Origin of the sequence: Actinomadura geliboluensis, from assembly GCF_005889745.1 — a bacterium.
Taxonomy (GTDB): Bacteria; Actinomycetota; Actinomycetes; order Streptosporangiales; family Streptosporangiaceae; genus Spirillospora; species Spirillospora geliboluensis.
In genome coordinates, this window is record NZ_VCKZ01000321.1 from 1 (window position 1) to 10,670 (window position 10,670).

The following is a 10,670-nucleotide window of genomic DNA, read 5'->3' on the forward strand; positions in this document are numbered from 1 at the left end:
CGCTGAGGATGGGTTTAGGAGACAGCGGAAGATACCGTCGTCATCGCGAACGCCCTGCCTCTTAGGACGCTCAGGACCGGCCCGACCGCCTGCTTCAGCTCCGTGACCAGGTCTTCAACCGCCTGCCGGGCTCTGGGCACTTCCTGTGGTTGGCAAGACCGTCGGGAGCTCTCGACAGCCGCCCCGCCAATCGAACGACCGGACCACCACCGCCGGCCAGGCTCGTCTGAGCGTCGCGGCTGAGGTTCTTTCCAGTGAACACTGGCATCTTTTTGGTGCAGACCGCATGATGTCGGGATGAGATCATTCCGCGTCCGGTTGGCCGCTGTGGCTGTTGCGGTCGTTGCGTTGGCTCCTGTGTCCGCCGTCCATGCCGAGACCCAGCCCGCCGCGCTGAGGGACGTCCCGCTGCCGTTCCTGTGGCCCAGGGCAGGGGTGCACAGCGTTGCCGCCGTTTCTGACACCGAGGCATGGGTTGCCGGACGGCAGGGGCAGGTCGGTGACAGTGTCGGCAACCCGGTGGTACGTCGCCGGATGGGCTCGCAGTGGAAGGAGTACCCGCTCAACGGCTGGTCCGGGAACGGGGGTATTTCGGAGGTCGTCGCGTACGGCGGGGAAGTCTGGGCCTGGGGCGTCCAGGGCGGGGAAAAGGTCTATCTGGCGCGGTTCGACGGCAGAGCGTTCCAGCCCGTCGCCCTGCCGGCCGATGCAACATACGCGTACGACACCCGTCTGTGGGCCGGCCCGGCCGGGGTGTGGCTTCAGATCACCGTGCGCGGCCCGAGCGAGCACCATTTCCTGCGCGCGCTGTACCGCCGCGTGGGCGAGGTGTGGCAGGCCGACCCCGGTGCCAGTTCGTTGCCGGAAGGACTGGCGGACTTCCAAGCGCGCAGCGCCACCGAGGCATGGGCCGGTGGCTGCCGCTACAACGCCGCCGTCCAAAGCCAGGAATCGGTTGCCCTGCGCTGGAATGGCACTGCCTGGACGACGCTGCCCCCGCTCCCCACGCAGTATTGCGTCGCCAGCGTCGCGCCCGCTGCCGACGGAACGGTCTGGGCGCTCACCTGGGACACCCTGTACCGCTGGAACGGCCAGACGTGGACGGCGGCCCCCGCCGGTGCCTTTGACGGCTACGGCAAGAAGGTGCGGCTGGACGAGGATGGCAATCCGCTCGTGGTCCTTAGCCGCGCCTTCCTGTACGGCCCCGCGCCGCTGCTGCGATACGCGGGCGGCGCCTGGCAGACGTTCACCACTCCGATTGAGGCGTGGGCGCACGACGTCTCCGTCGCGCCGAGTGGACAGATCTGGGTGGCCGGCAACACGCAGATCAATTCGCCTCTCGTGCTTACGTCTCCCTGATGATTGGGTTCCGGTCGAGTTAGGGCGATTGGCAGAGTCCTGAATGACCGTCTGCGGGTCATCGTGAGTAAGTAGCGCTGTGTCGCAAAGTGCGCTGCCTGGACGATCCTGGGCGGTGATCTTGTTCGGGTAGGGTGAGTGCATGCGTTGACGCCTGCCCGATGCTCGGGCACCTCCGTTGTCTCCTTCGTTCATCGCCTCTGGCTCTCATATGACGAAGGAGATTTCCGTGACCAGGTCGATTCATGTTCCGGACGCGTTCGTCGCGTCCTATGGTGCGCACGGCGCCGAGGAGCGCGCGTGGGTCGCCGAGCTGCCGCGACTGGGCGGTGAGTTCCTGGAGCGCTGGGACCTGCGGCTCGATGGTCCGTCCGCCTACGGCATGGCTTCGTTGGTCTTGCCGGTGGTCCGATCGGACGGTACTCCGGCTGCGCTGAAGCTCCAGCAGCTTCGGGACGAGACCGCCGGGACTGCCGTTGGGCTTCGGGCATGGGACGGCAACGGGGTCGTGCGCCTGCTCGACCACGACGACGCGAGCGCCACGCAGTTGCTGGAGCGGCTGGACGCGGCTCGTCCCCTGTCCACGGTGGCCGACGACGGCGCGGCGGTGCAGATCCTGGCCGAGTTGATGGCCCGGCTGACCTCGGTGCCCGCTCCGAAGGGCCTGCGGCGGCTGTCCGACATTGCTTCGGCGATGCTCGACCAGGTGCCGCGTGCGGTGCCACTACTGTGCGACCCCGACGAACGGCGGCTGGTGTGCACGTGCGCGGGGGCCGTGGCCGAGCTGGTCGGTGAGCCCGGCGACCGGCTGCTGCACTGGGACTTGCACTACGACAACGTCCTCGCCGGAGAGCGGGAACCATGGCTGGCGATCGACCCGGAACCGCTCGCGGGCGACCCGGGGTTCGAGCTGCTGCCCGCCCTGGACAACCGGTGGGACGAGGTGGAGGCCACCGGCAACGTGGCTCGGGCGGTCCTCCGGCGCTTCGACCTGCTGACCGAGGTCCTCGAACTCGACCGCCGCCGAGCGACCGGCTGGACGCTCGGCCGCGTCCTGCAGAACGCCCTGTGGGACATCGAGGACGGTAAGACAGCGCTGGAACCCGCCCAGGTCGCCATTGCCACGGCCCTGCTGAACCACCGGTAGGGGAATGAAGGAATGGCCACTCCGGCGCTCGCCTCCTCGGAAGACATTCACCGCTACCTCGTTGAGAGGCTCAATTTCGCCTTGCGCAAGCCCGAAGTGCTGGGCGGGGAGTTGGGCATCCGCATGGTGCTCGACCATCTGTTGTTCCTAGAGCGGCAGCCGGACGGGCTTCTTGAGGAACAGCACCGGCTGGCAGAACGCGGGGCGTGGACGTCATGCGGAGTGATCGGTGCGTTCGACGGGGTGCTTCCGGGGAAAGACGTCAAGGCCGTGGCCTCTGTCTATGCGGAATTCGCGCATCGCAGGGGCTGGCTCGAAAGCGACCGCGTGCTGACCGGATCCGAATACGACGCCCTGCGCGGGAAGGTGGGGCATTGGGCCGGTCGAGACCGCTCGTGGAGTGACGTCGTCGCCGAGTTCGGCCCGCCGTCGGTGTTGCTCGGCAGCACGAATCCTTGGTACGAGAAGACTCTCGGCTATCTCGGTGAGGACGCGGACGAGCCGATGGTGTTCTTCCATCTGTGGAACGGCGCCGACCCGGGGGACGAGTCGCGGTGGCCGGCTCACGACGAGCCCGTTCTCCTGGCGGTCCGGTGCGGCGACGATGGGCCGTTCGCCGAAGCCTTCGTCTTCACCCCGAGTGGCAGGCGTTGGCGGGATACGCCCGCCACCTGAGGCTTCGTCATCCTGCGCGGGTCAGGCTTGGGTGGTGGTTATCGGCTTGCGGAGGGCGCTGCCTTCGGTCCACTTGGGGAAGGAGAGTTGCCAGTAGCCCCAGCCGTTCGTCCACTGGAGGCTGCGGTCGGTGCCGGTGATCTTGACGATGTCGCCGCGGTAGGACCAGTGGAAGAACCACTGGGCGTCGGCGGCGGGGGAGCGGACGCAGCCGTGGCTGCAGTTGCGCTTGCCGAGGCAGGTCGGGTCGTCCATGTTCTGGTGGATGTACTCGCCGCTGTTGGAGATGCGGGTCGCCCACGGGACCTTCTCGTCGTACCAGCCGGGGTCGCCCTTCTTCTTGCCCGGCGGGCGCATGCGCTCCAGGCGGACGTGGTCCATGGTGAGGTGGACGCCGCTGGTGGTGAGCAGGTGGTCGACGCCGTCGCGCTGGACGTCGCCGCCGGCGCCGAGGCTGACGCCCCAGGTGCGGACGGTGCGCCCGTTCTTCTTGACGGCGAGCCGGTGCGTCTTGGCGTTGATGCTGATGACGTGGGAGTCGCCGACCTTGAAGGTGCGGGTGACGTCCCGGTCGCCGAACACGTCGTCGCCGATCTTCAGGCCGGCGTAGTGAACCTTGACGGTGACGCGCTGGCGGGGCTTCCACGGGTGCTTCGGGCGGAACACCATCGAGGGGAGGCCGTTGAAGGACTCGCCGGCGCTGAGCCAGCGCCAGGCGCCCTCGGTGGGGGTGGTCGAGGAGATCTCGGTGGCGCGCTCGATGGCGGGCTTGGCCTTCTCCGGGACGGCCTTGTTGAACTGGACGAAGACCGGCATGCCGGTGCCGACGGTCTCGTTCTCGCTGGGCACGACGTTGTTGACGCGGGTGGCGGCGGTGGCGCGGCTGGCGCGGAAGGCGCTGGTCGCGGTGGTGGACTTGCCCTTGGCGGACGTCGCCGTCGCCGACACCTGGTAGCGGCCGCCGGGCTGGAGCGTCCAGGTGGAGCGCCAGGTCGTCTTGTCGGGGGAGAGCTCGCCGGGGACGTCGGCGCCCTTCAGCTTGACCGAGACCGTGCCGAGCGTGCCGCCGGCGGCCTTCACCGTGACGCCCTGGTCGGGGCGGGCCTTGCCGTCGCCGTTCGCCGGGCTGATCGTCACCTGCGGCGAACCGTCGTCGCCGCCCTTCGCGGTCGCGCCGCCGGTCTGCCCGTCACCGCCGCCGCACGCGGTCGCCAGTCCCAGGACCAGCGCCAACACCAAGGCCTTACCTCGCACCGTGCTCCTTCATCCGGCCCGCCCGCGCGCCGCGGGACGGCAACAAGATCGCTTACGGAACGGCCCTTATTCCCGCCTCGCCCGCGGGGCGCGGCGGCCAGGTGGCGGCGTCCGATCAGTTAAGACGTCCATGGTCCCCCGAAGGTTCGCCTCCGGGGGCGCATTCGGCGGATCTTTCGTGTCCGCTGACGCTCGGGGCGCTCGGTCGATCTTCTCTTCAAGAGTGTGGTGCGGCCGGTTAAAAGCGGCGATCCGCGCCCTGACCAGTTGCGATGCTGAGCGTGGCCGCCCGCGACGGCCCCCGCAAAGTCACCTCCCGGTGAGTTCTTGTCTGGTGAAGGGACGTGCGATGAGCGCCCAGGGGCTGAGTCCGTCCATCGAATCGGGCGCCGGCCCCGCGGATCTCGCGCCGGCGGACCTCGCCGCGTTCGCCCCGTCGGGGCGCGGCGGCCGGACGCTGTCCGGGGTGGGGCCCGCGTGCGTCGCCGTGGTGGACGGTTGGGCGATGGCCGTCGGCGTCTCCATGACGCGGGGCGGCCTCGTGGCGGCGCTCGCCGCGCTGGCGGTCGTCGGGGCGAACGCGACCGGCGGCCTGTACCGGACGCGCCGCAGTCCGTCGCTGCGGGCCGACGGCCCGCCGCTGCTCGCCCGGATCCTCGCGGTCGGCGCCGTCGTGGCGGTGCTGCTGCCGCATCCGGTGGCGGCGCTGCTGTGGGCGGTGGCGGTGGCGGCGACGATGTCGCTCGGTTTCCGCGCGTTCGTGAACGCCGCCGTCCGGACGTACCGGTGCCGCAGGGCGCGTCCGCGTCCGGCGCTCGTCGTCGGGACGGGCCCGACGGCCGCGCACCTGGTCGACATCCTGGGGGAGCGCGGCGAACTGGGGCTGGCGGCGGTCGGGCAGGTGGCGGCGGGGCGTCCCGCGGCGGCGCCGGTGCTCGGGGAGATCGCCGACCTGCCGGCGCTCGTCCAGGCGTACCGGGTCGGGACGCTGGTCGTCGTCGCCGAGGACGTCCACCCCGACCATCTCGGCGCGGTGCTGCGCGTGTCGTTCGGGCTGCCGTGCGAGACGCTGCTCGTCCGGCCCTCGTCGGACGTGGTGCCGGTGGCGGCGGCGCGGCGCGAGTACCTCGCCGGGCTGCCGTGCGCGCGGGTCGACTGGGGGCTGCGGGACCCGGCGGCGCGGCGCGCGAAGCGGGCGCTGGACGTCGTGCTGGGGTCGCTGCTGCTGGTCGTGGCGGCGCCGGTGCTCGCGGTGTGCGCGGTCGCCGTGCGGGTCGAGGGCGGTCCCGGGGTCCTGTTCCGGCAGCGGCGGATCGGGCTCCGCGGCGAGGAGTTCGTGCTGCTGAAGTTCCGGACGCTGAAGCCGGCGGACGAGACGGAGGCCGACACCCGCTGGACGGTCAAGAACGACGAGCGGATGGGGCGGGTCGGCCGTTTCCTGCGCAACACGTCGCTGGACGAGCTCCCGCAGCTGTGGAACGTGGTGCGCGGCGACATGAGCCTCGTCGGGCCGCGCCCGGAGCGCCCTCACTTCGTGGAGCAGTTCGCCCGCACCTGCCCCGGCTACATGCTGCGGCACCGCGTCCCGGTCGGGATGACGGGCTGGGCGCAGGTCCACGGGTTCCGCGGCGACACCTCCATCGAGCTGCGGGCGCGGCTCGACAACCACTACATCGACCACTGGTCGTTCGCCGGCGACCTGAAGATCCTGCTGCTGACCGCCCGCGCGATGCTCTGCCGGGACCCCGGATGACCGTCCTCGCCGCGCCGTTCCCGGCGACGTGGCCGCCGCGCCGGCCGAGCTGGCTGATCGCGGCGACGGTGGCGTGCGTCGGGATCCCGCCGGGCGTGCGGGGGGCGGGGTCCGACGTCCAGGTCACCGTGGGGGACGTGGCGAGCGGCGCGCTGGTGCTGGTCGCGGTGTTCCTGCTGGTCACGGGCCGGGTGGAGCTGCCGCGCGCGGCGTTCGCCGCGTTCGCGCCGCTGGTCGCGGCGCTCGGCGTCAGCACCGTCCACTCCGCGGACATCGAGACCAGCATGGTCGGGTTCGTCCGCGACCTGCAGATCTTCGTGCTGGTGCCGCTGGCGGTCGTGCTGCTCGTCCGGGACCGCCGCGACCTCGTGATCGTCCTGTCGGCGCTGCTCGGGCTCGGGCTGGCGGAGGCCGGGTACGGGATCTGGCAGTCGGCCACCGGCAACGGCGCGTCGATGGACGGGCGGAACATCCGGGCCGTCGGCACGTTCGGCGCGCTCGACGTGATGGCGATGTCGATCGTCGCCGGGTTCGCGTTCCTCATCCTGACCGCGTTCGCGCTGACCGCCCCCGGCCGCGCCCCGGTGCGGGTGCGCGGCCTCGCCGTCCCGGCCGCGCTGGCCGGGCTCGGCGTGCTGGCCGCCGCGCTCGCGCTCGCGCTGAGCCGCGGCACGTGGATCGCGCTCGGCGCCGCCGCCGTCCTCACCCTGGTGGTCTTCGACCGGTGGACGGCGGTCAAGGTGCTGACCTGCTGCGGCGCCCTGATGGTGGTGCTCGCGCTGGCGGGCGGCGGCGGGCAGGCCGTGGTCGAGCGGTCCAAGTCGATGGCCGCGTCGGTCACCCAGCCCGACCAGTCGGTGGACGACCGGTACAACCTGTGGGCCGCGGCCGTCCGGATCTGGGAGGACCACCCGGTCACCGGCGTCGGCGTGAAGAACTTCCCGGCCTACCGCGACACCTACGCCGGCATCGAGCTGTCGTCCGGGAGCGAGACCGCCGACCCGGTGAACGGCTACGTGCGGCAGCCGCTGCTGTCGCCGCACAACCAGTACCTGCTGTTCCTGTCCGAGCAGGGCGCGCTCGGCCTCGCCGGGTTCGGCGCGCTGCTCGCCGCGCTCGTCGCCGGGCTGTGGGGGCGCCGCGACGTCCGCGACCCGTGCTGGCTCGCGGGCACCGCGCTGCTGGCGTTCCTCCTGGTCGACTTCGTGTACGCGGACATGGGCGGGCCGACGTGCGCGCTCACCGCCATCGTGGTCGGCGCCGTCGCGGCGCGCTCCCTCGGGGCGGTCCGGGCATGACGGCGGGGGCCGGCTCCGTCGGGCGCGCCGCCGCGCTGTCGGGCGTGCTCATCGGCGCGGGCACCGCGCTCGGGTTCGTCCGCGACCTGGTGATGGCGCACATGTTCGGCGCGAGCGGCAGCACCGACGCGTTCCTCGTCGCGTGGACGATCCCGGAGACGGTGTCGCCGCTGCTCATCGAGGACGCGATGGCGCTGCTCATGGTCCCCGTCGTCACCCGCCTGCTGGCGCGCGGCGACGGGCTGCGCCCGCTCGTCGGCTCGGCGCTGCCGCGGATCGTGCTCTGCCTCGCGCTGGTCACGCTGACGCTCGTGGTCGCGGCCCCGGTCGTGGTGGACGTCCTGGCGCCCGGCCTGGCCGAGGACGGGTCCGCCGTGACGTGCGTGCGGCTGACGGCGATCACCGTCGTGACGTTCGGCGTGGCGGGGTTCATGAGCGCCACCCTGCGCGCCCACCACCGGTTCGGCCCGCCCGCCGCGATCTACGCCGCGTACAACGTCGGCATCCTCGCGCTGATCGCGGGCCTGTCCGGGCTCGTCGGGATCACCAGCGCGGCCGTCGGCGTCGCCTGCGGCAGCCTGCTGATGATCGCGGTCCAGGCACCGGCCTTCGCGCGCTGCCTCCGCGACAGCCCCGCCGTGCCCGCCCCCGTGGGCGGCGTCGAGTGGCGGCTCGGGGCGGCGGCGGTGGCGCCGGTCGTCGTCTACACGGTGACGCGGCAGGCGCAGGTGTTCGTCGAGCGGTTCCTCGGCTCGGAGCTGTCCGCCGGGTCGATCTCGCAGCTGAACTACGCGCAGAAGGTCGCGCAGGTGCCGATGGTCCTGTCGCTGCTGATCGTGACGGTGACGTTCCCGAGGCTGGCGCGGGCCTCCGCGGCCGGCGACACCCGGCGGGTCGCCCGCCGCATCCGGCAGGACCTCGTGGTCGCGAGCTCGATGGTGCTGGCGGCGACCGCGTTCCTCGTGGCGTTCGCGCCCACGGTCGTCCGGGTGCTGTTCGAGCACGGCGAGTTCACCGCCGCGGACACGGCGGGCACCGCGTCGATCATGCGGGTGTACGCGCTCGGCCTGTGGGGGCAGTCGGCGGTCGGCCTCGCGGCCCGCGCGTTCTTCGCGCAGCGGCGGCCGACATGGCGGCCCGCCCGGGTGCTCGCGCTGGGCCTCGCCGTCACCGCCGCCGTCGGGAGCGCGTTCGCGGCGTCCGCCGGGACGCTCGCGCTCGCCGCCGCCAACGCCACCGGGATCACGCTCGCCGCCGTCCTGCTGCTCGGCGGGCTGCGGCGCGGCATCGCGCCGCTCGCGCCGCGCCGGATCGCCGCCGACGTGTCCCGGCTGATGCTCGCCGCCGCCGGGGCCTGCGCGGCGGGCGCGCTCGCCGCCCGCGGCCTCGCCGGGGCGCCGGCGCTCGTCCAGCTCGTCGCCGGCGGTGCCGTGGTCACCGCCGCGTTCGCGGTCCTGACCGTCCTGGCGGGACCCGACCTCGTTGCTCCATGGATCGCTTTGCGGTCGCGCCGCGGCGTGCGCGGCCGGACCGAATCGGGGGAGACCAGTGAGCCAGCCGACCGAACCAGCGAGACTGACCGGACCGGAGCGGCCGCCGGAGGTGATCAGGCCGGTGCCGCTGGTGCTGATGTACCACTCGGTCGACCACTTCGATGAGGACCCGCACCTGGTCACGGTGTCGCCGGCCCGCTTCGAGCGCCAGCTCGCCTGGCTGCGCGCCCGCGGCCTGCGCGGCGTCGCGATGGCGGAGCTGCTGGACGCGCACGCCGCCGGCCGGTCCCGCGGCCTCGTCGGGCTGACCTTCGACGACGGCTACGCCGACTTCGCGACCCGGGCCGTCCCGGCGCTGCTGCGGTACGGGTTCGGCGCGACCGTGTACGTCGTGTCCGGCCGGATCGGCACCTACAACGCGTGGGACGACGGCCCCCGCAAGCCGCTGATGACGGCCGACCAGATCCGCACCGTGGCGGGCGCCGGCATGGAGGTCGCCTCGCACGGCCGCCACCACGTCTCCCTCCCCGGGACGGACGACACCGAGCTGCGCGAGGAGCTGGAGGAGAGCCGCGCCGCCCTGGAGGAGATCATCGAGGCGCCGGTCACCGGCTTCGCCTACCCCTACGGGCACGCGACCGCCCGCGAGGTCGAGGCGGTGCGCGCCGCCGGGTACGACCACGCGTGCGACATCCGGCCCGAGGAGCCGTCGCGGCACGCGCTGCCCCGCACCTACATCGGCGACCGGGACGGGCCGCTGCGGCTGCGGGTCAAGCTCGTCCGGCACGAACTGCGCCGCCGGAGCCACGTGTGACCCGCGTGCTGCACGTCATCACCGGGCTGGAGCACGGCGGCGCGGAGCGCCAGCTCGCGCTGCTGCTGCGGTACCTGCCGGTCGCCTGCGAGGTCGCGACGCTCACCCGGACCGGGACGCTCGGCGCGGAGATCCGCCGCACCGGCGTGCCCGTCCACGAGATCGGGATGCGCGGCAACCGGGACCTCGCGGCGCTGCCCCGGCTCGCGCGGCTGATCCGGCGCGGCCGGTACGACGTCGTCCACACGCACCTGTACCGGGCGTGCGTCTACGGCCGCATCGCGGCGCGGCTCGCCGGGACGGCCCGCGTCATCGCCACCGAGCACTCGCTCGGCGACGGCCACATCGAGGGACGCCCGACGACGCGCGGCGTCCGGGCCCTGTACCGGGCGACCGAGCGGCTCGGGTCGCTGACCGTCGCGGTGTCGCCGACCGTCGCCGACCGGCTGCGCGGCTGGGGCGTGCGGCCCGGCCGGATCGTCGTGGTCCCGAACGGCATCGACGCCGCCGCGTTCGCGTTCGACGCGGCCCGCCGCGCCGCGACCCGCCGCCGCCTCGGCATCCTCCCGGACGAGCCCGTCGTCGGCGCCGTCGGGCGGCTCGTCCCGACCAAGCGGTTCGACCTGCTGGTCGACGCGGTCGCCCGGCTGGAGGGCGTCCGGCTGCTGCTCGTCGGCGCCGGGCCCGAGCGGGCCGCGCTGGAGCGCCGCGCCCGCGACCTGCGCGTCCCCGTCGTCTTCACCGGCGGGACGTCGGACGTGGCGGGCGCCCTCGCCGCGATGGACGTGCTCGCCGCGCCGTCCGCCCAGGAGACCTTCGGGCTCGGCGTGCTGGAGGCCCTCGCCGCCGGGCTGCCCGTCCGCTACACGGCCTGCCC

Annotated in this window: 9 protein-coding genes; 8 read left to right on the forward strand and 1 reads right to left on the reverse strand. The window is 72.9% G+C overall.

What is annotated here, in order from left to right; genetic code table 11:
- Positions 1–357 precede the first annotated feature (357 nt).
- The 3 genes from ETD96_RS32755 (at position 358) to ETD96_RS32765 (ending at position 3,181) form a co-directional block, all read left to right on the forward strand.
- Positions 358–1,359 (forward strand): beta propeller repeat protein, encoded by a 1,002-nt coding sequence (locus ETD96_RS32755; RefSeq protein WP_138640355.1) that lies wholly within the window; start codon positions 358–360, stop codon positions 1,357–1,359.
- Between the two features lie 211 nt (positions 1,360–1,570).
- On the forward strand, positions 1,571–2,506 hold the full coding sequence (locus ETD96_RS32760) for an aminoglycoside phosphotransferase family protein (RefSeq protein ID WP_420884818.1): 936 nt from the start codon (positions 1,571–1,573) through the stop codon (positions 2,504–2,506).
- A gap of 12 nt (positions 2,507–2,518) precedes the next feature.
- Positions 2,519–3,181: a hypothetical protein gene (locus ETD96_RS32765; RefSeq protein ID WP_138640356.1), complete on the forward strand. Its 663-nt coding sequence runs from the start codon at positions 2,519–2,521 to the stop codon at positions 3,179–3,181.
- A gap of 21 nt (positions 3,182–3,202) precedes the next feature.
- Here ETD96_RS32765 and ETD96_RS32770 read toward each other — a convergent pair whose 3' ends face one another.
- A complete protein-coding gene (locus tag ETD96_RS32770) occupies positions 3,203–4,435 on the reverse strand; it encodes a L,D-transpeptidase (protein WP_240808392.1) in 1,233 nt (410 codons plus the stop codon).
- 349 nt (positions 4,436–4,784) lie between these two features.
- Between ETD96_RS32770 and ETD96_RS32775 the strand changes: the two genes are divergently transcribed.
- The 5 genes from ETD96_RS32775 to ETD96_RS32795 all read left to right on the forward strand — a co-directional run.
- Entirely contained in the window at positions 4,785–6,188 is a 1,404-nt protein-coding gene (locus ETD96_RS32775; protein ID WP_138640357.1) for an exopolysaccharide biosynthesis polyprenyl glycosylphosphotransferase, read from the forward strand.
- On the forward strand, positions 6,185–7,486 hold the full coding sequence (locus ETD96_RS32780) for an O-antigen ligase family protein (RefSeq protein ID WP_138640358.1): 1,302 nt from the start codon (positions 6,185–6,187) through the stop codon (positions 7,484–7,486). Before ETD96_RS32775 ends, ETD96_RS32780 begins: the two co-directional genes overlap by 4 nt.
- Positions 7,483–9,144: a lipid II flippase MurJ gene (locus ETD96_RS32785; protein WP_138640359.1), complete on the forward strand. Its 1,662-nt coding sequence runs from the start codon at positions 7,483–7,485 to the stop codon at positions 9,142–9,144. The genes ETD96_RS32780 and ETD96_RS32785 overlap by 4 nt, the downstream gene beginning before the upstream one ends.
- On the forward strand, positions 9,101–9,793 hold the full coding sequence (locus ETD96_RS32790) for a polysaccharide deacetylase family protein (RefSeq protein ID WP_240808393.1): 693 nt from the start codon (positions 9,101–9,103) through the stop codon (positions 9,791–9,793). Before ETD96_RS32785 ends, ETD96_RS32790 begins: the two co-directional genes overlap by 44 nt.
- On the forward strand, positions 9,790–10,670 hold an 881-nt coding region (locus ETD96_RS32795; protein WP_138640360.1), incomplete at its 3' end, for a glycosyltransferase. The genes ETD96_RS32790 and ETD96_RS32795, both read left to right, overlap by 4 nt.

What these genes read in the sequence shown, in the direction of transcription:
- ETD96_RS32775 (WP_138640357.1), top strand. Translation starts at nt 4,785, where the DNA reads ATGAGCGCCCAGGGGCTGAGTCCGTCCATCGAATCGGGCGCCGGCCCC.
- ETD96_RS32765 (WP_138640356.1), top strand. Translation starts at nt 2,519, where the DNA reads ATGGCCACTCCGGCGCTCGCCTCCTCGGAAGACATTCACCGCTACCTC.
- ETD96_RS32780 (WP_138640358.1), top strand. Translation starts at nt 6,185, where the DNA reads ATGACCGTCCTCGCCGCGCCGTTCCCGGCGACGTGGCCGCCGCGCCGG.
- ETD96_RS32760 (WP_420884818.1), top strand. Translation starts at nt 1,571, where the DNA reads ATGACGAAGGAGATTTCCGTGACCAGGTCGATTCATGTTCCGGACGCG.
- ETD96_RS32785 (WP_138640359.1), top strand. Translation starts at nt 7,483, where the DNA reads ATGACGGCGGGGGCCGGCTCCGTCGGGCGCGCCGCCGCGCTGTCGGGC.